Genomic DNA, 19,784 nt, shown 5'->3' with positions numbered 1-19,784 from the left:
TGAACGGGAGTCGAGCTGACACGCCGAAGGCGGCGTGTGCGCCATCCCACCGCTCCGGGCGCCACCGTCGCCGCCCGGCTCGCGTCCTGAACAACGCCACCATCTCCGGCCTTGCGAAAGAAAGTACTTTTCATGATCGTCCAGATGCCCGGCGGGACCCCGCCCGCCTCCGTCGGCCGCCCGGACCGGGTGACCGTGGCCGTCTACGCCCAGGATCTCGTCCTGCACATCGGCACCGTCCAGCAGCTGCGCCAGCGACCGGAGTTGGAGTTGCTGCCGGATGGCGACGCGGACGGGGCGCAGATCTCGCTCGTGGTCGTCGACACCGTGGACGACGAGGTGACGGCCCTGCTGCAACGGCTCCAGCGCAACACCGCCACCCGCACCGGCCTGGTGGTGGGCACCTTCGAATCGGCGGCGCTGCAACGGGTGATCGAGTGCGGGGTGGGCGCGGTGCTGCGCCGCTCGGATGCCGACCAGGACCGGCTGCTGCACCTGGTGCTGGCGCTGGCCAAGGGCGAGGGCGTGCTTCCCGGCGATCTGCTCGGCAAGCTGCTCAGCCATGTCGGCAGCCTCCAGCGGGCGGCGCTCGACCCGCGCGGGCTCTCCCTGTCCACGCTGACCGCGCGCGAGGCGGACATGCTGCGCCTGGTGGCGGAGGGCCTCGACACCTCGGAGATCGCGGAGAAGACCTCGTACTCCGAACGGACCGTCAAGAACGTGCTGCACGAGGTGACCACGCGGCTCCAACTGCGCAACCGGGCGCACGCGGTGGGATACGCGCTGCGCAACGGGCTGATCTGACGGCGGCTCGGCCGCAGAGCGCGCGGGCCGAGTGCCCCGGACACCCGGCGCTGCCCGAAAGCGCAACGGGCCCTTCCCCCGGAAGGGTCCCCGGCGCCCTGCCGCAGGGCCCGCACGTGCCGCACAGTGACGGGGCGCACCCATGTGTACCGATACTGCGAGGTGGACCGTGAACGGCACCGCTGGACCCGGCGGGCAGCGCCGGCTGGGGAGATTCGGCGCCTCGTCGCTGCTGCTGGTCCCGCTTCTGGCGGTGACCGCGGCCTCGGGACCGAGCGGCGCGGACCCCGTCCGGCCGACGGCCGCCACCACCGCGCCCGCCCGCGTGGCGTACGCGGGCACCGACCACCGCAGCCTGGGCCGGGTCACGAAGACCGACTCCAGCGACCCCCTGTTCGGCTCGGGCCCGGCGCACTACGACGTACAGGCCACGGCGCTGGGGGACACGATCGTGTTCGCGAGCCGCCGTGACGACAAGCGTCCGCAGATCTATCTGCGGGCGCCGGACGGTTCGGTGCGCAAGCTGACCAGCGGCCGGGACGCGGCGCATCCCCGGCTGACCCCGGACGGCGCTTCGGTGGTGTTCGACTCGGCGGAGCCGGGTGGTCCGGACGGCAAGAAGCAGCGCGATCTGTGGCTGGTGCGCACCGACGGCACCGGTCTGACCCGGCTGACCGACACGCCGTACGACGAGCAGAGCCCGACCGTGTCGGCGGACGGGCAGCGGCTGGCGTACAGCGCGAACCCGGACGCGGGCGCCGGGCCGCAGATCTATGTGCGCCCGCTGGCCGGGGGCAACGCGACCGCGCTCACCGGGACCCTCGGCGGCAAGGCGACCGAGCCGGTGTTCAACCCGGTGAACGACGACGCGCACCGGAACCTGCTCGCGTACACGTACACCGCCGACTCCAAGACCGGGCCGAAGCTGCGCGAGCTCGGCCGCCCGGACGGGGACCAGCCGCTGCTCGCGGGCACGGCGGCACAGTGGCAGACGCACGGCGCGGCCTGGCTGCCCGACGGCAACGGTGTGCTGTTCCTCAGCACCAACCACACCTGCAGCTGCGAGGGCGACTGGAACCATGTGTGGCGGGCCCCGGAGAACCCGGACCAGCACCCCGACCCGGATCTGGTGCTGAGCGAGAACCGCGACGTCTCCTCGGTGACCTGGGTCGGCCCGCTGACCGGCGGCTACCCGGTGGTGGACCGGCTCTCGGCACCCGCACCGCAGGTGAACGGCCAGAACGCGACGCCGGACCAGCGGGTGGCGACCTTGCAGGACGTGCGGATGGACGGCTCCGACCCGCGCGATCTCGGGGTGACCGTCCTCCAGGAGGACCCGGCGGCCGGCACCAACACCGATCCGGCGAAGGACCCGTTGTTCCAGCCTGCGGCCGGGTACGACCCCTGGACCGAGCGGCAGAACTACACACCGGACGGCCGCGGGATCGTGGTGACCCGGTTCGAGAACGCACCGAGCGGCCAGGGGCGGATCGAGCGGATCTGGACGACGGACGCCGACGGCCTCAACCCGCGGGCGATGCCGCTGGCCGGGCGGGGGCCGCAGGACTGGGACACCGACCCGACGTTCTCACCGGACGGCAAGTACCTCGCGTTCACCCGGACTTCGCCCGGCGGGGTCGGCTCCGCGTCCGGCCCCGGCCGCATCCTGATCGCCGACGCCACCACGGGCGCGATCGTGCACGAGGTGGTCCCGCCGGCCGGTCAGCAGAGCGGCAGCGACGCGCAGCTCACCTGGTCCCCGGACGGCACGATGCTCGCCTTCACCCGCAACGAGGTGATCGACGGCAACGGCGGCAACAAGCACATCTGGACCGTGCCGGTCGACGACCTGAACGCGCAGAAGGACCTCAGCGCCGCGAACTGCCCCGGCACCTGCTCGGTCATCGACGACAGCCCCGCGTTCTCCCCCGACGGGCGCTCGATCGCCTTCAACCGCAAGAACGGCGGCGGCCTCGTCGACGAGCGCAACGGCCTGGTGCTGACCTCCGTGTCCGGCGACAGCTGCCAGGTGCTGCTGCCCGCGGCCGCGCGGGGCACCGCGGACGCCTGCCGGCAGCAGCTGCCCGACACCACGGTCACCGGACCGCACCAGCCGCGCGACGCGGCCTGGACGGCGGACGGCACCCGGATCGTGTTCAGCGCGCGGGACGACGCGCCCGTCAACTGCCCGGAGAACCTGTACGTGCTGACCGTGGCGACCGGCCGTGTCTCGCCGCTCACCACCGAGCTGCCGGGCCGTCAGAAGGAGCCCAGTGTCGAGCAGTCGGTGGACCTGGCGGTGCACGCTCCGGGTACGACGCCCCCGGTGACCGTCGGCAAGTCCACGGACCTGAAGGTGGACGTGGTCGACAACGGCCCGGCCGCCTCGCCCGGCACCAGGCTGACCATGGCACCGCCGGCCGGGGTGACCGTCACCAAGGTGACCTATCCCGGCGGCAGTTGCGACGCCGCCACGCTCCAGTGCGACCTCGGGGTGGTGCCACCCGGTACGACGGTCCCGGTCACCGTGACCGTCACCGGGAACGTGACCGGCGACCAGCCGATCGACTGGTCGGTCAGCGGCAGCGTGATCGACCCGCAGCCCGGCGACAACTCCGCCCGGACCGTGGTGCCGGTGCAGCCGCCCGCGCCGCCGACCCCGCCCCCGACGCCCACCCCCACACCGACCCCCACCCACACGCCCGCCCCGCCGCCCGTCCCGCCCACGCCGCCCGCGCCCAAGGCGGGGCCGGGGGTCACCGTGACCGCCCAGCCCGATCCGGGCTATGTCGGCGGCCGGGTCGTGGTCACGTACACCGTGCGCAACGGCCGCAACGCGCTGGCCACCGGGCTGCGGCTGCGCATCTCGCTGCCCGCCGGAATCCCGAACGGCGGTCCGCCGCCGGGCTGCGACAGCTCCTGGCTGTGCGCGCTGCCGGACCTGTCGCCGGGTGCGAGCACCGTCGTACGGGTGGTGCTCGCACCCGACCACGCGCTGACCGGCCGGGCCACCGGCGTGCTGACCACCACCGGCACGGACGCCGATCCCCGTGACAACAAGGCCAGTACGAAGCTGCGGATCCTCCAACCGAAGATCATCGCGGTACCGCCGATCGGCAAGCCCGGCTTCGTCACCTCGGTGCGCGGCAAGGACTTCCCGCCCGGCGTGCCGGTGCGGTTCGCCTGGAAGCCGGGGATCACCGCGGCCGCCGCGCCGACCGTGCCCAAACCGGACGGCACCTTCATCGGCCAGTTGCTCATCCTCACCAAGGACCAGACGGGACCGCGCACCATCACCGCGCGAGGGCCCGGATTCTCCCCGGTGAAGACGGACTTCCTGGTGGTGCTGGGCAGTGTGCAGCCGCCGGACGAGGTGACCCGCCGGTGATCCACGAGGTCGACGAGGCGCTGCGCGGGCTGCTCGCCGGGTCCGGTCTGGAGGCGTCCGGGGTCGAGGTGGTCTTCGACGCGCCGACCCGCGAGTGGGCGGCCCGCCGCAACGCGCCCACGGTGTGCGTGTTCCTCTACCACATCCAGGAGGACGCCACCCGGCGCGGCAGCGGCGCCGGTGAGGTGCACGACGCCGAGGGCTATGTGGTGGCGCGGCGCACCCCGCCCCGCTGGTTCGAGCTGACGTATCTGGTCACGGCGTGGGCGAGCCGCCCGCAGGACGAACACCGGCTGCTGTCGCAGGTGTTGGGCACGCTGGTGAGCACGGACGCGCTGCCGGAGGACCTGCTCACCGGCACGCTCGCCGAGCTGGGGCTGACCGTCTCCCTGGACACCGCCGGGGGCGGCATCGACGCGCCGTCCGCGTCCGATGTGTGGTCGGCGCTGGACGGCGAGCTCAAGCCCTCGCTCGGGGTCCGGGTGCGCGCGCCGCTGGCCGCCGTGGCCCGCCCGGCCGCGCCGCCGGTGACCGAAGGGCTCGTGGTGCGCACGGGCGGGCTCGGACCCGGCGAGGAGCCCGTACCGGGACGGCGGCTGCGGTACGAGGAGGTGGGCGACCCCGGTGCGGAGGGCTTCGCCGGCCCCCGCGCGCGGCCCGCGGTGCCGGCCCGGCGCCGCAGGGGAAGGCGGCAGCCCTGATGTACGCCACCGAGGCCGAGGTGGACGTCCTGTGGGCGCGGCTGCGGCTGGTCGAGGAGCGGGTGCGGTACGCGGTGGCCGCGCGGCGCGCCGTCGACCCGGATCCCGACGACCCCTACCGGGGCCAGTATCTGACCCCGGAGGCGGTGGAGCGCATCCTCGACGGGGAGGGCGGCCTCGCGCTGCCCGACCACGAGCCGCCGCCGGTGCCGCCGGCGGCCGGACTGGGCCTGCTGGCCGAGCGGTTCGGGCTCTCGCCGCTGGACACGGATCTCCTCCTGGTCGCCCTGGCCCCGGATCTGGACCCGCGGTTCGAGCGGCTGTACGGCTACCTCAACGACGACCTGACGCGTCGCAGGCCGACCGTCGCCCTCGCTCTGGAGCTGTGCGGACTGCCCGCCGGGTCGGCGGCCCGCTTCCGGCTCTCCCCCGGCGCGCCGCTGCTCGCGGGCGGCCTGATCGAGGTCACCGAGCCCGAACGGCCGCCGCTGTCCCGCGTGCTGGCGGTCCCGGACCGGGTGAGCGCGCACCTGCTGGGCGGCACGGAACCGGACGCGCGGCTCTCCGGTGTGCTCGGCGAGGCCGCCGCCGACCCCACGGCCGACCCCGCCGACGTGGCCCGCGCCGCGGCCGCGGCGCGCTCCGGTCCCGGTCTGGTGCAGTTGCCGGACCGCGGCGGCGACGCGCCCGGTCTCGCGGTGGCGGCCCTGCACGCGGCCGGGCTGCGACCGCTGGTGCTCGACGCGGCGGCGCTCGCCCGGCGCCCCGCCGACGTGCCCGCGCTCGCCCGCGTGGCCGCCCTGGAGGCCCGGCTGTCCGGCGCGGGCGTCGTCCTCGGCCCGCTGGAGGCGCTGCCCCCCGAGCCCGCGCAACGCGACCGGGTCACACGGGACTTGACCAGCGCGCTGCGCGGCCTCCCGCTGTTCGTGTACGGCACGGACGGCTGGGACCCGGCCTGGGCGGCCGACACCCCGGTGGTCCTGCCGGTGACCCCGCCCTCCCCCGACCGGCAGGCCGCGCGCTGGCGGCACGCGCTCGAAGGGGCGGGCTGCGACGGCATCGCCCCGGCCGACGCCGAGGCGCTCGCCTCGGCGGTCGCGGCGCACCGGCTGGACGGCGGACAGCTGCGCCGGGCCGCTGGCGCCGCGGTGCGCACGGCCGCGCTGGCCGACCGTGCGGTGCGGCCCGACGATCTGCGGGCCGCCGTCCGGGCGCAGAACGGCGCGGGACTCGCGCGGCTGGCCCGCCGGGTGGAGCCGGCCGTCGGCTGGGACGACCTGGTGCTGCCCGCGCCGACCTACCGCCGGCTGCGGGAGCTTGCGGTGCGCGCCCGGCATCGCGAGCAGGTGCTCGGGCAGTGGCGGATGCGGCCGGGCGGCGGCCGGGGGCGGGGCGTGATCGCGCTGTTCGCCGGCGAGTCGGGCACCGGCAAGACCATGTCCGCCGAGGTGGTCGCGGCCGACCTGGGCATGGATCTCTACGTGGTGGACCTGTCCACGGTGGTCGACAAGTACGTCGGCGAGACCGAGAAGAACCTGGAGCGGATCTTCACCGAGGCGTCCGCGGTCAACGCGGTGCTGCTGTTCGACGAGGCCGACGCGATCTTCGGCAAGCGCTCGCAGGTCAAGGACGCGCACGACCGGCACGCCAACATCGAGTCGGCGTACCTGCTCCAGCGCATGGAGTCCTTCGACGGCATCGCCGTACTGACCACCAATCTCCGGGCGAACCTGGACGAGGCGTTCACCCGGCGGCTCGATGTGATCGCGGACTTCCCGGTGCCGGACGCCGGTCAGCGGCGCGCGCTGTGGGAGCGGTGCCTGGGCGGACGGCTGCCGCGGGCCGACGACCTCGATCTCGGCTTCTGCGCGGACCGCTTCGAGCTGGCCGGCGGCTCCATCCGGGCGTGCGCGGTGACGGCCGCGTATCTGGCTGCCGAGGCCGGACTTCCGCTGAGCATGCGGCAGTTGATGACGGCGGTCGCCCAGGAGTACCGCAAGCTCGGCCGGCTGGTCCTGGAGAGCGAGTTCGGGACATGGACGAAGGACATGCTGACGGACTCCTGAACCGGCCGCCGGCCAGCGGTTTTTACCGTTCCTGGGGCTTCTCGGCAGGGGGCGTTGCCCGAAAGGGAAGGCGGCGCCGGTCGCGGTCGCCCGGAAAGGCAGCGGACTTGCCCTCGCCCAGGTCCGCGCGCCCCTGTCGCCATGCCGCACCCGCCTCCGAGACTCGGTATCGACGCAGGTGACACCCTTGGCACACGAAGGAGCGAGTATGCCGACGTACCTCACCCCGGGCGTGTACGTGGAGGAGGTGCAGTCCGGTGCGCGACCGATCGAAGGGGTCGGCACCGCCGTCGCCGCGTTCGTCGGCTTCGCCCAGACCGGACCCTTCCACGAGCCCACCCTGGTGACCAACTGGGACCAGTACACCCAGCTGTTCGGCGGCTTCACCGAGGGCACCTATCTCCCGCACGCCGTGTACGGCTACTTCGCCAACGGCGGCGGCGCGGCCTATGTGGTCCGCATCGGCGGCTCCGGCCGTGACTCCGCCGCCCCGGCGGCCGGTTCGGTGCCCCGGCAGGCTCCGGCGCCCGAGCCGGTGGCGGTCGGCGGCTTCCTCGTCGCGGCCAAGCCCGGCGTCTCCGGGGTGTCGGTGGAGATCGCCGACCCGGAGGGCGACGGCAACCCCGAGGACCGCTTCCGGCTGCTGGTGCGGCGCGGCGAGCAGGTGGTGGAGAACTACGACGTCTCCACCCGCAAGAACGTCAAGGGCTATGTGGTCAACCAGGTCCGGGCCTCCAAGCTGATCGAGGTCACCGAGCAGCGCGACGCCGCCCAGGCGCGGCCCGCCGCCCAGACGGTGGCCGTGCCCGACGCGCCGGGTGTCCCCGCGGCACCCGCCGCCGGCGAGGTGTCCCGGCTCGACCCCGCCGAGTACGTCGGCGACTCCGCCGCCCGCACCGGCTTCGGCGGTCTGGAGGCCATCGACGAGATCACCATGGTGGCGGTCCCGGACCTGATGGGCGCCTACCAGCGCGGCGACATCGATGCCGAGGGCGTGCGCACGGTCCAGCTCGCGGTGATCTCGCACTGCGAGCAGATGGGCGACCGGGTGGCCGTCCTGGACACCCCGCCGGGCCTCAACGCCCAGCAGGTGCGCACCTGGCGCAACGACGAGGCCGGTTACGACTCCCGGTACGCCACCCTCTACTACCCCTGGGTGCGGGTCTTCGACCCGGCGGCCGGCCGCAACACCACGGTTCCGCCGAGCGGTCACATCGCGGGCGTGTGGGCGCGCAGCGACGCCGAGCGCGGCGTGCACAAGGCGCCCGCCAACGAGGTGATCCGCGGCGCGGTCGACCTCGAACTGCGCCTGAGCAAGGGCGAGCAGGACCTGCTGAACCCGATCGGCGTGAACTGCGTACGGGCCTTCCCCGGCCGCGGCATCCGGATCTGGGGCGCCCGCACCCTGTCCTCCGACCCGGCCTGGCGCTACCTGAACGTGCGCCGGCTGTTCAACTACCTCGAAGAGTCCATCCTGTTGGGCACCCAGTGGGTGGTCTTCGAGCCGAACGACGACCGGCTGTGGTCCAGCATCCGGCGCAATGTCACCGCGTTCCTCACCGAGGAGTGGCGGCGGGGCGCGCTGTTCGGGCGCACCGCCGAGGAGGCGTTCTACGTCAAGTGCGACCGCGGCAACAACCCGCAGGAGTCCATCGACCAGGGCCGGGTCGTGTGTGAGATCGGTGTCGCACCGGTCAAGCCCGCCGAGTTCGTGGTCTTCCGGCTGGCCCAGTTCTCGGACAGCACCAGCCTCATCGACGAGTGAGACCAGTGACCCGCGGGTCGGTCTAGGAAAGGTGACGAAACAGTCATGGCAGAGGGCGATGCTCTTTCCACCCATGTCTTCGGCGTGCAGCTCGGCGGCTACATGGTGGAGTCCATCCAGGAGATCAGCGGCCTGACCGTCGAGGAAGAGGTCGTCGAGGTACGACAGGTCACCTCGGAGGGCAAGCAGATCATCCGCAAGCAGCCGGGCGCCCGGCAGGCGGGCGAGATCACGATCACCCGCGGACTCGACAAGTCCAGCGAGTTCACCAAGTGGATCAAGGAGACCCTGAACAACGGGGCCGTCGACACCGCTCGGCAGAACCTGACCATCGAGATCAAGGACTCCAAGGGCGAGACGGTGCGCCGGATCCAGCTGATGCAGGGCTGGGCCTCCCGCTGGGAGGGTCCCTCGCTGAAGGCGGGCGAGTCCGCGGCGGCGACCGAGACGGTGACCATCGTGTTCGAGGAGATCGTCGTCGAATGAGGCGCCGTACGGTGACGGCGGGCAGCCTGGAGGAGATCCTCGACGCGACGGCGCCCGCCCCGGCCCCCGAGCAGTCGCAGGCCCCCGCGCCACCGTCCGGCCCCGCGGCCACGCGCGAGCACGGGCTGCGCACCGAGTTCGAGTTCGAGTTGCCGCGCGGGTACGTGGACGAGTCGGGCACGCTGCACCGCAGCGGGTCGATGCGGCTCGCCACGGCCCGCGACGAGTTGCGGCCGCAGATCGACCTCCGGGTCAAGGAGAACCCCGCGTACCTCAGTGTGGTGCTGCTGAGCCAGGTGATCACCCGGCTCGGCACCATCACCGATGTGCACGCGGGCATCGTGGAACGGATGTACGCCACCGACGTCGCCTTCCTCCAGGACTTCTACCGCCGGGTCAACAGCGAGGGTCACACCCGCGCGGCGGTGACCTGTCCGCACTGCGAGGGCGGCTTCGAGGTCGACCTCTCGGGTGGGCGCCTGGGGGAATCGTGACGTACGCGCTTCCCCGGCTCCGGGAGGAAGTCGCGTACATCGCCTATCACTTCCACTGGCAGCGCGAGGAGATCCTCGATCTCACCCACGCCGAGCGCCGGCAGTGGGTGGGCGAGATCGCCCGTATCAACGCCCGCATGAACGAGGGTGGTTGAGGTCATGGCGTGGTGGAATGCGGTACGCCGCCGCGGGGACCTGGCCGCCGACACCGCGTCGGCGGCCCCGTCGGGTCCGTCCGCTGCGGGTCCGTCCGGCCCCGAGCCGGCGCGGGCTTCCTCGTCCGTGCCCGAGGGCTGGGACGGCGGCTGGCGCCGGGTCGCGCCGCCGTCGCTGACCGTGGCGCGCGCGCCGCTCGGCGTCAGCGACGGCCTGGCCTTCCGCGACGGCCTCACCTCCTGGCAGAACCCCGTCTTCGACTCGGGCCTCGGCCACGGGCTGCTGCCCTCGGCGCCGATGGGCCTGGTGCACGGCGTGACGCGTCCCGCCGTCCAGCGGTCCGAGTACGGGGGCGGCGGCCCGCTGCTGCTGCGCTCGCTGCCGGAGCCCGGTGGCGAGGAGACGGGGCCCGACGAGGCCACCGGCTCCGGGCCCGCGCAGGTCCAGCGGGTGGTACGGGCCGGGGGCCGGACGGGTGGAGAGGTACGGCGCCGGGCCGGCTCGGCTCGTCCGGGGGCCCCGTCGGCCGGTCCCGAGCCCGCTGCCGCCGACCGTGCGGTGCGGGCGAGCGGACCGGAGCTTCCGGTGGTACGGCGGGTCGCCGTGGTGCCGAATGCTCCGGTCGCCGGAACCACGCCGCGCGGCAGCGCAGTCGAGCCGGACGGGGCGAAAGCCGTACGCCCGCGACCGCTGGGCCCCTCCTTGACCGCCGCCCGACGGGTGGCGGCCGGGCCGGTACGCCGGGTCACGGCGGTACGGCCGGTGCCGGGGGCCGGTGTGGACGGCGGGACTGGCACGGCCGGTTCCGGGGTTGCCGGTTCGGGTTCCGGTGCCGGTGTCGTCCAGCGCGCGTCCGCTCCCGGTCGAGCGGCCGGGCGGGCTCCGCTGGGTGCACCGATGACGGAACTCCCGCCCACCGCGACCCCGTTGGCCGCCGACGGCCCGTCCGGTCCCGGCACGCCCGAGGCGCGGCCGGTGGGCGGTCCGGTGCTGCCGGTCGTGCAGCGCAGGGCGGATGCTCCCACTGCTCCCGAGGCCGCTGCCGGGGAGGCCCTCGCGGCGCCGCGTGCCGTCGCGGGCGACCCGCGGACCGGCGCCGGTGCGCAGAGCCCCGCCGTACAGCGCAGGGCGGACGGCTCCGGTACCGGGACGGCCGATGCTCGGGCGGTGTCCAGGCCGCTGCTGCCCGAGGCGCGGCGCCAGGCGGACGCCGGTGGCGCCAAGGGCCCCGAGACACCCCGCGCCGCCGAGGGCCGGCCGTCGGCCGACCCGGTGCTGCCCGTCGTACAGCGTCAGGCGCAGGCTCCTGTCTCCGCCGGGCACGAGCGGCCGGCCACGGAGGTACCCAGGCCCGCCCGCGCGGCCACCGAGGCACCCAAGCCCGCGAGCGCCGCCACGGCCGACGCTCCGGCGCCCTCCCGGCCGGTACTCCCCGGCGTGCAGCGGCCGGCGGACACTCCCGGCTCCGCTGGGGACACGCGGCCTGCCGCGGCGGACCTGCCGTCGGGCGGTGCCGCCGAGGCTCCCCGCACGGGCGGCGCTCAGCCCGCGGCGGGGCCGGTGCTGCCGGTCGTACAGCGCCGGCCGGACGCCGGTGACCCCACCCCGGCCGACGCACGCCCGGACTCCGGGCCGCAGCCGCCCGTCAACCGGCGCGGGCCGGACGCCTCCGAGGCCGCCGAGCCGGCAACCAAGCCTCTCCTCACCGGAGTCCAGCGCCGGATGGACGCTCCTGACGCGTCCGGTCTGCCCGCCGCCGACGGCTCCCCCGCTTCCGGTGCCGCCGCCGGGCCGGTGTTGCCCGTCGTCCAGCGTCAGGCGGATGCCCCCGGCACCGAGGCACCCGCCAAGCCGTTGCTCCCCGGAGTACGGCCCCCCGCGGAGGCTGCCACCGCCACCGGCGGGGAACTCCCCGCCACCGCTCCCCGGCCGACTACTGCCGCCGCCGAGCAAGCGTCCGGTCCGGTGCTGCCCGTCGTGCAACGCCAGCCGGACGCCTCCGCGCGGCCCGGCGCCACGGCCGACCCGGCAACGCGGCCCGGCGCCGGACCGGCCGCCGAAGGACCCGCGCCCACGCGCCGTACCGAGCGGCCCGGCCCGTCCGGGGCCCGTGCCCGTGGTGGCCTGGGCGCGCCCCTTCCCGCGCTGCCGCCGACCGCCGCCCCGCGTGGGCCCCTCGATGCCGGTGGCCGTCCTGCCCAGCCCTCCGTCCAGCGCGCGGCCGCCGGGCAGGATGCCCCCCTCCTGGGAACGGCGGCGAGCACCGGGGCACGCGGAACAGCTGCCGACTCCCCCGCCCGGCCGCCCCTTTCGCCGCCCCTCGAAGGGCCCGCACCCGCCACTCCCCTGGTGACCCGTGCCGTGGCCCAGCGCGCCCCCTCGGCCGCGAGCGCGCCCGGCGTCGTACAGCGCGCGGTACCCGGCGGGCCTTCGCCCGTCGTCGTGGCCCGCGCCCTCGACGAGCCCCGCCGGGCCGTGCGCGCCACCGCCCGCTCGCTCCTCTCCGGCCGCCCCCTCACCCTCAGCACCCGTGCCCCCGAAGGCATGCCGCACCCCGACGCCCCCGGCACGCCCGCCAAGGCCCCCGTGGTGGCCGCCTCCTGGCGCCGGGAGCCGGCGCCCGAGGCCCGGCAGACCGCGCCCCAGGGGGTGCAGCGGGCGCCCGCCTCGACGCGGCCCGCACTCCCCGTCGTACGCCCGGACATCCCCGTCCAGCGGGCGGGAACCGGTGCCGCCCTGCCGCTGACCGAGGCGCAGGCGCCCCCGCTCCAGGCGTCCCCGGCACCGGCGTCGCCCACGCCGCCCGGCGGGCTCCCCGTGCCCGTCGTGCGCGTGGCCCGGCCGGTGGAGCCGGCTCCCGTGCTTCCGGGCGGCGTTCAGGTCGACGTCGTCCAGCGGGACGCGAAGGTCGCCGCCGCGGGGCAGTCCGCGCCCCACCGCCCCCGTTCGGCCTCCGCCCCCGCCTCCTTCCCGGCGCCGCGCACGACGTCCGGCGGGAAGGAGGCCGCGCCGCAGGATCCGGGCATCGACCTGGAGGACCTGGCACGGCGGCTGCTGGATCCGTTGGCCCGGCTGCTGCGGGCCGACATGCGGCGGGGACGGGAACGCGCCGGACGCCCCTACGACGGACGGCGCTAGCGGACATGGAACGGATGGCCCACGGATGACGGACAACATCTTCGCGACGAGCGTGTTCTTCCGGCTCCAGATCGGCGGCAACGATCTGGGCGCCTTCCACACGTGCTCCGGCATGGGCGCGCAGGTGGAGATGGAGAGCTACGCGGAGGGCGGCAACAACGGCTTCACCTGGCAGCTGCCCGGCCGGGTCACCTGGTCGAACATCACGCTCACCCGGCCGGTCACCGCCGACACGATGAAGATCAGCCGCTGGCTGGACCAGACGCTGCGCCGCGTGGAGCCGAAGGACGGGGAGATCGTGGCGCTGAAACCGGATCTGTCGCGGATCATCAGCTGGCAGGTGCTCGGCATCGTGCCGGTGCGCTGGGAGGGGCCGTCCTTCGACCCGGCCAACTCGCAGGCGGCGGTGGAGACCCTGGAGATCGCCCACGAGGGACTGCGGCCCTCCTGACCCCGCCGCTCCACCCCTGTCACCCCGACCCGTACGAGAGGAGTTCCCGGTATGCCCGCCGCCCCCCGCACCAGCCGTGCCCGTGCCCAACTGACCCTGAAGGAACCCCCTTCGGCGGTCGGCGCGAAGCCCGGCGGGACCATCGCGCGGCTCAACCTCCAGTTCAACCCGTCCACCCTGCAACTGCGCAAGTCCACCACCTGGCGGCGCACCCCCTCGCGGATGGCCGGCCAGTCGGCGCTGCCGGAGTTCGTGGGCAGCGGGCCGCGCGAGCTGAGCCTGGACGTGTTCCTCGACGCGACCTCGACGCACGACGACTCGGTCGAGCAGGCGGTGGAGAAGCTGATGAAGGCCTGTGTGCCGAGCCCGGCGAGCCTCGCCCGCAAGAAGCCCGCGAGCCCCTGGGTGCGGTTCGAGTGGGGAACGGCCCGCACGACCTCGTTCGACGGGGTGATGTCGGGGCTCTCCGTGACGTACACGCTGTTCGACGTGGACGGCAAGCCGCTGCGGGCGACCTGTTCGCTCTCGATCGAGGAGGCGAGCGTCGACCCGGCGGGGCAGAACCCCACCTCGGGCGCGCGCACCGCCCGCAGCACGCACACGATCGTGGCCGGGGACAGCCTGGCGCTGCTGGCCTGGCGGGAGTACGGCAATCCGACGGCCTGGCGGGTGATCGCGGAGGCGAACGGGATCGACGACCCGATGGACCTGGCGCCCGGCACCGAACTGGTGGTGCCGGCGCTCGGGGACACGGGCGGTGAGGAGGAGCGGTGACGACACCCGAGGCGCGGGGCGGCCGGTCGTTCGCGGCGGACCCCGTCGTGGAGGCGCCCGGTGAGCTGCCGCAGATCTGGGCGGCACAGCTGGTGAGTTGTGTGGTGGACGAGAACGTGGGGCTGCCGGACACGGCGGTGCTCACCTACCGCGACCCGGACAACGAGTTCCTTCAGTCGACCGGAGTCACGCTCGGCACGCCGCTGAAGGTCTCGGTGGTGACGGTCGCCGGGCAGGCGCGCGAGCAGCTGTTCAACGGCGAGGTCACGGCGGTGGAGATCGACCGGGACGGCACCGGCTCGTTCACGGTGGTTCGCGCCTACTCCAAGGCGCACCGGCTCCAGCGCGGCCGGAAGGTGGTGGCGTACCGGAACATGACGGCCGCCGCCATCGTGCGCAAGGTGGCCGCGGGCGCCGGTCTGCCCGTGGGGAAGGTGGAGGCCGCGCCGGTCACCTACAAGCAGTTGTCGCAGGCCAACGTCTCCGACTGGGACTTCCTCCAGTACCTGGCGGGCGAGAGCGGTGCGCAGGTGCGGGTGGACGACAAGGGGGTGCTCCAGTTCACCCGGCCCGAGCCGGCGTCGGGGGCGCCCGCGCCGTCGACCCCGGCGACGCAGAGCCCGATGGTGCTGGAGTACGGGCGCAATCTGCTGGCGCTGCGGGCGGCCCTGTCGGGCGCGGACGGCGCGTCCCAGGTGGAGGTGCGCGGCTGGGACGTCACCACCAAGACGCCGCTGGTGGCCCGGCAGCCGTCGGTGACCAGCCGGTCGGTGCAGCCGGGGCTCTCCCCGTCGCTGGCGTCCGCGTTCGGGGCGAGCGCCAAGCTGACGGTGACCGACACCCCGTACCGTACGCAGGCCGAGACGACGGCGGCGGCCTCGGCGATCTCCGCACAGGTCGCCTCGGGTTTCGCCGAGTTGGAAGTGGTGGTGGAGGGCAGTCCGCGGCTGCGGGCCGGGGTGCCGGTGGCGCTCGGCAATGTGGGGCCCGCGTTCTCCGGCCGGTACACGGCGACCGCCGTGCACCACAGCCTGGATCCGCACGGCGGCTACCGGACCACGGTGTGGGTCAGCGCGAGCCCGGACCGGTCGCTGGCGGGCCTGGCGACCGGGGCCAACGCGCCCGGCCGGGGTCCGCGCATTCCGGGCCTGGCCATCGGTGTGGTGACGGATGTGCGGGAGCCGGGCGGCGCGCAGAGCGGCGCGGTGCGGCTCAAGTTCCCCTGGCTGGACGACACGTACGTGTCCGACTGGGTGCGCACGGTGCAGTGGGGCGGCAAGGGCGGCGGAGGCGTGGTCAGCCCCGAGGTCAACGACGAGGTGCTGGTCGGCTTCGAACAGGGCCTGCTGGACAGCCCGTATGTCATCGGCGGCCTGTACAACGGCGTCGACACCCCGTCCAAGCACGACGTTCCGCTGATCGACGGAACCAGCGGCAAGGTCAACCGGCGTTCCATCGTGTCCCGTTCGGGGCACCGGGTGGAGTTGCTGGACCCGAGGACGGGACCCTCCGGGGTACGGCTGCGCACCGGCGACGAGCGCATGGAGGTGCTGCTCGACGACCGCCAGGACCGGATCACGCTGACCGTGTACGCGGCCGGCGGGCGGCGGGCGCTGTCCTCGGTGCGCCTGGACGAGCACGGCATCACCCTCGACGCGGGCACCGGCAAGGTCACGGTGAAGGGCGCCTCGGTGGACATCGACGGCACCAACTCGGTGACCATGAAGGGCCGTTCGGCGACGGTCTCCGGGCAGACCGATCTCACGCTGGACGGCGGTCTGCTGGGGGTGCTGAGGGCCGACCTCGTCCGCATCAACTGACCTACCAGCCCCACGACACTTCCCAGGAGGAGCCCCACATGCCCGGCGCAGCCCGTACCGGCGATTCCACCAGCCACGGCGGGGTGGTCGCCACCCCGCCGCCCGGCGCCGCCGCGACGGTGGCGCGGGTGCTGATCGGCGGCAAACCCGCCGCCGTGGTGGGCAGCCTGCACACCTGCCCGATCCCCCCGCACGCGGCCCTCGGCCCCGGCAATGTGATCATGCCCGACCCGGCCGCGCTGACCTCGGGCCTGGTCCTGATCGGCGGGCTGCCGGCCGCGCGGGCGGGCGACAAGACCGCGTGCGGCGCGAACGTCCTGCTCGGCGCCCTGAACGTGCAGATCGGAGGGGTGTGATGAGCGAGCGGTTCATCGGCCGGGGCTGGGCGTTCCCGCTGCGGGTCGGCCCGACCGGCGGGATCGCGCTGGTGGAGCGGGAGCGGGAGATCGAGGAGGCCATCCGGCTGGTCCTCGGCACCGCGCCCGGCGAGCGGCCGATGCGGCCGGAGTTCGGCTGCGGCATCCACGACTACGTCTTCGCGCCCGGCGACGGCGCCACCGCGGGCCGGATCGCGCAGCAGGTGCGCGAGGCGCTGGAGCGCTGGGAGCCGCGGATCGGCGTGGACGAGGTGGTCGTCGCCTTCGACGCCGTGGACGACGGCACCCTCTACATCGATGTGCGCTACACGATCCGTTCCACCAACGACCGGCGCAACCTGGTGTTTCCCTTCTACACGATCCCCTCCGAGGAGGGGACCGAGGAAGCGGTCGCGGACTGATGGCCCTGCCCTCCCCCAATCTGGACGACCGGCGCTTCCAGCAGCTCGTCGACGAGGCGAAGCGCTATGTGCAGCAGCGCGCCCCGGAGTGGACCGATCACAACGTCTCCGATCCGGGCGTCACCCTGATCGAGACGTTCGCGTACATCGTGGACCAGTTGCTGTACCGGCTGAACCGGGTGCCGGACAAGAACTACACCGCGTTCCTGGACCTGTTGGGCATCCGGCTGTTCCCGCCCGCCGCGGCCTGCGCCGAGGTCGACTTCTGGCTGTCGGCGCCGCAGCAGGACGCGGTGACGCTGCCCGCGGGCACCGAGGTGACCACCGCGGACGGCGAGGCCGAGGAGCCCGTGGTGTTCGCCACCAAGGACGAACTGCGGATCGTGCCCAGCGAGTTGACCCGTCTGGTGAGCGCGCCGCGGGGCGGTGAGCAGACGGACCGGACGCGCGAGCTGGCCGAGGGCCGCGATGTGCGCTGCTTCCAGGCGGCCCCGCAGCCGGGTGACGCGCTGCTGTTCGGGCTGCCCACGGCGGTGCCGCGGTGCATCGTGGCGGTCCGGCTGGACAGCCGGGTGGAGGGCGTCGGTGTGGACCCGCGCCAGCCGCCGCTGGTGTGGGAGGCGTGGGACGGCGGCCGCTGGCGGCTGTGCGAGACCGGCGCGGACACCACGGGCGGTCTGAACCGGCCCGGCGAGGTGATCGTGTATGTACCCGTCGGGCACACGGCGTCGGTGATCGGCGGCACCCGCGCGGGCTGGCTGCGCTGCCGGGTCACCGAGCCGGAGCCGGGTCAGCCGTTCTACTCGGAGTCCCCGACGGTGCGCGAGGCGACGGTGTTCACGGTCGGCGGGACCACCGCGGTCGAGCACGCCGAGACCGTCACGGACGTGCCGCTCGGCACCTCGGAGGGGGTCGCGGGCCAGACGTTCCGGCTCGGCCGCCCACCGGTGCTGCTGGACGGCGGGCCGCCGCTGGTGGAGGTCTCCTCGGCCGACGGCTGGCAGCGCTGGGAGGTGGTCGAGCACTTCGGCCGCTCGGGCCCCGGCGACCGGCATGTGCGGGTGGACGCCACCACCGGCGAGTTCAGCTTCCCGCCGGCGCTGCGCGAACCGGACGGCACGCTGCGGCTGTGCGGGGCGGTGCCGGAGAAGGGCGCCCACATCCGGGTGTCCCGCTACCGCACCGGCGGCGGTCCGGCCGGCAATGTGGCCCGCGGCGCGATCTCGGTGCTGCGCAGCTCGGTGCCGTACATCGCGCGGGTCGTCAACCGGGAGGCGGCACGCGGCGGCGTGGACGGGGAGACCGTGGCCAACGCCAAGCTGCGTGCCCCGGACGCGCTGCGCATGCAGGAGCGGGCGGTCACGGCGGAGGACCACGAGATCATCGCCCGGCAGGCGGCGCCCTCGGTGCGCCGGGTGCGCTGTCTGCCCGCCGGGGACGCCGGGGCCGGGCCGGGCGCGGTGCGGGTGCTGGTGGTGCCGGACGCGGTCGCCGACGAGGGCGACGACCGGCTCCGCTTCGAGCAGCTCATTCCGTCCGACCAGGTGCTGACCGCGATCACCGACAGCCTGGACGAACGGCGTCTGATCGGCACCCGGCTGGTGGTGGAGCCTCCGGTCTACCAGGGCGTCACCGTGGTCGCCCGGCTGGCCACCGCGCCGGCCGACACCGACCGGGTGCGGGACGCGGCGCTGGCCGCGCTGTTCCGGTACCTCAATCCGCTGCGCGGCGGCCCGGACGGCACCGGCTGGCCGTTCGGGCGTCCGGTGCAGTACGGCGAGGTGTTCGGGGTGCTCCAGCGGGCCACCGGCAACGCGCTGGTGGAGGACATCCGGCTGTTCGCCGCCGACCCGATCACCGGGCGGCGCGGCGCGCCGGTGGACCGTATCGACGTCGGTCCGGGCGCGCTGGTCTTCTCCTACCAGCACCAGGTCGTCGTGCAGCCCATCGAGCCGGAGGGGCGCGCATGAGCCGTGCCGCCGTTCCCGGTCTGCCGAGCCGGCATCCGATCGGCGGGCTGCTGCCCGCGCTGTACGCCGACGACGACTTCGCGCAGCGGTTCACGGCGGGCCTGGACACCGTCCTCGCCCCCGTGTTCGCCACGCTCGACAATCTGACCGCCTATCTCGACCCGCGTGTCGCGCCGGCCGACTTCGTGGCCTGGCTGGCGTCCTGGGTGGGCGCGGCCGACGACCCCCAGTGGCCCGAGGAGCTGCGCCGCGAGGCGGTGGTACGGGCGGTCGAGCTGCACCGCTGGCGCGGCACCCGGCGCGGTCTTGTAGAGCGGCTGCGGCTCACGCTCGGGGTGGACGCCGAGGTCACCGGCGACGGGGGCGCGGTGTGGTCCGGCACGCCGGGGTCCCCGCTGCCGCCCGCGCCCTCCGGTGAGGTGCTGGTCCGGGTGTGGCCGGGCCGGGAGCCGGTGGTGGACGCGGACCGCGTCCGCGAGATCGTCCGCGCCCACTGTCCCGTCCATGTCCCCTGCCGGGTCGAGATCCTGTCCGGACCGCCCGCCGACGAAGGGAGGTGACGCCATGCGCGCCTGTCCCGCGTGCGGAGCGTCCAACGGCTCCGACGACGACTTCTGCGGAAACTGCGGTGCGTATCTGGGCTGGTCCTCGGAAGGGGCCGCGCGGACACCGGCGGGCGGCGGCAACGCCCCCGCGGACGAGGGGAGTCCACCCGCCCCGATGCCGGAAGCCGATCCGCGTCCGAACGACCCTGCGCGCGAGGTGAGTTCGAGTTCACCGGCGGCCGGCGCCCGCTCCGGTGCGCAGGACGCGCGGACGGCCCGGCGAGCGGAGGAACGCCGGACGACGCGTGCCGACGCCGATGCCGGGCCGCCCCGGACTCCGCCGGTTCGCGATACGGCACCCACCGCGTCCGGCGAGTCCGGCGCGCCCACTGCGCGCAGCACGCCCACCGCGCCCCCGGCGCCGCGCAGCGCTCCCGAGCGGTCGGCG

At 74.6% G+C, this 19,784-nt stretch carries 16 protein-coding genes; all 16 read left to right on the top strand.

Annotated features, from left to right (window positions below):
- Nucleotides 1-132: 132 nt before the first annotated feature.
- Nucleotides 133-804: a helix-turn-helix transcriptional regulator gene (locus ACZ7EC_RS10000; RefSeq protein ID WP_471060225.1), complete on the top strand. Its 672-nt coding sequence runs from the start codon at nucleotides 133-135 to the stop codon at nucleotides 802-804.
- Between the two features lie 169 nt (nucleotides 805-973).
- Nucleotides 974-4,192: a hypothetical protein gene (locus ACZ7EC_RS09995; protein WP_471060222.1), complete on the top strand. Its 3,219-nt coding sequence runs from the start codon at nucleotides 974-976 to the stop codon at nucleotides 4,190-4,192.
- Entirely contained in the window at nucleotides 4,189-4,893 is a 705-nt protein-coding gene (locus ACZ7EC_RS09990; protein ID WP_471060220.1) for a Pvc16 family protein, read from the top strand. The genes ACZ7EC_RS09995 and ACZ7EC_RS09990 overlap by 4 nt, the downstream gene beginning before the upstream one ends.
- Nucleotides 4,893-6,959, top strand: a complete 2,067-nt coding sequence (locus ACZ7EC_RS09985; protein WP_471060217.1) for an ATP-binding protein — start codon at nucleotides 4,893-4,895, stop codon at nucleotides 6,957-6,959. Before ACZ7EC_RS09990 ends, ACZ7EC_RS09985 begins: the two co-directional genes overlap by 1 nt.
- Before the next feature lie 208 nt (nucleotides 6,960-7,167).
- Complete coding sequence (locus tag ACZ7EC_RS09980; protein WP_471060214.1) at nucleotides 7,168-8,724, top strand: phage tail sheath family protein; 1,557 nt, start codon at nucleotides 7,168-7,170, stop codon at nucleotides 8,722-8,724.
- 45 nt (nucleotides 8,725-8,769) lie between these two features.
- Nucleotides 8,770-9,210, top strand: a complete 441-nt coding sequence (locus ACZ7EC_RS09975; RefSeq protein WP_037662774.1) for a phage tail protein — start codon at nucleotides 8,770-8,772, stop codon at nucleotides 9,208-9,210.
- Nucleotides 9,207-9,704, top strand: a complete 498-nt coding sequence (locus ACZ7EC_RS09970; RefSeq protein ID WP_471060210.1) for a hypothetical protein — start codon at nucleotides 9,207-9,209, stop codon at nucleotides 9,702-9,704. The genes ACZ7EC_RS09975 and ACZ7EC_RS09970 overlap by 4 nt, the downstream gene beginning before the upstream one ends.
- Nucleotides 9,701-9,859, top strand: coding sequence for a DUF6760 family protein (locus ACZ7EC_RS09965; protein WP_164932503.1), 159 nt, complete (start codon nucleotides 9,701-9,703; stop codon nucleotides 9,857-9,859). Before ACZ7EC_RS09970 ends, ACZ7EC_RS09965 begins: the two co-directional genes overlap by 4 nt.
- Before the next feature lie 4 nt (nucleotides 9,860-9,863).
- Entirely contained in the window at nucleotides 9,864-12,998 is a 3,135-nt protein-coding gene (locus ACZ7EC_RS09960; RefSeq protein ID WP_471060207.1) for a hypothetical protein, read from the top strand.
- A 25-nt stretch (nucleotides 12,999-13,023) separates the two neighbouring features.
- A complete protein-coding gene (locus tag ACZ7EC_RS09955) occupies nucleotides 13,024-13,449 on the top strand; it encodes a phage tail protein (RefSeq protein ID WP_471060205.1) in 426 nt (141 codons plus the stop codon).
- A gap of 51 nt (nucleotides 13,450-13,500) precedes the next feature.
- Complete coding sequence (locus tag ACZ7EC_RS09950) at nucleotides 13,501-14,223, top strand: CIS tube protein (RefSeq protein WP_471060203.1); 723 nt, start codon at nucleotides 13,501-13,503, stop codon at nucleotides 14,221-14,223.
- A complete protein-coding gene (locus tag ACZ7EC_RS09945; protein WP_471060201.1) occupies nucleotides 14,220-16,043 on the top strand; it encodes a VgrG-related protein in 1,824 nt (607 codons plus the stop codon). The genes ACZ7EC_RS09950 and ACZ7EC_RS09945 overlap by 4 nt, the downstream gene beginning before the upstream one ends.
- Nucleotides 16,044-16,081: 38 nt before the next feature.
- The gene (locus tag ACZ7EC_RS09940; protein WP_471060198.1) at nucleotides 16,082-16,399 is read left to right on the top strand and encodes a PAAR domain-containing protein; all 318 of its coding nucleotides are present in this window, start codon (nucleotides 16,082-16,084) and stop codon (nucleotides 16,397-16,399) included.
- On the top strand, nucleotides 16,399-16,821 hold the full coding sequence (locus tag ACZ7EC_RS09935) for a GPW/gp25 family protein (RefSeq protein WP_111585464.1): 423 nt from the start codon (nucleotides 16,399-16,401) through the stop codon (nucleotides 16,819-16,821). The genes ACZ7EC_RS09940 and ACZ7EC_RS09935 overlap by 1 nt, the downstream gene beginning before the upstream one ends.
- Complete coding sequence (locus ACZ7EC_RS09930; RefSeq protein WP_471060194.1) at nucleotides 16,821-18,791, top strand: putative baseplate assembly protein; 1,971 nt, start codon at nucleotides 16,821-16,823, stop codon at nucleotides 18,789-18,791. The genes ACZ7EC_RS09935 and ACZ7EC_RS09930 overlap by 1 nt, the downstream gene beginning before the upstream one ends.
- Nucleotides 18,788-19,351 (top strand): phage tail protein, encoded by a 564-nt coding sequence (locus tag ACZ7EC_RS09925; protein ID WP_471060192.1) that lies wholly within the window; start codon nucleotides 18,788-18,790, stop codon nucleotides 19,349-19,351. The genes ACZ7EC_RS09930 and ACZ7EC_RS09925 overlap by 4 nt, the downstream gene beginning before the upstream one ends.
- Nucleotides 19,352-19,784: the final 433 nt, after the last annotated feature.

It is taken from the genome of Streptomyces sp. NPDC037203 (assembly GCF_055605065.1).
The sequence above is the reverse complement of the archived record's forward strand: the minus strand, read 5'-3'. Positions and strand labels throughout refer to the sequence as shown.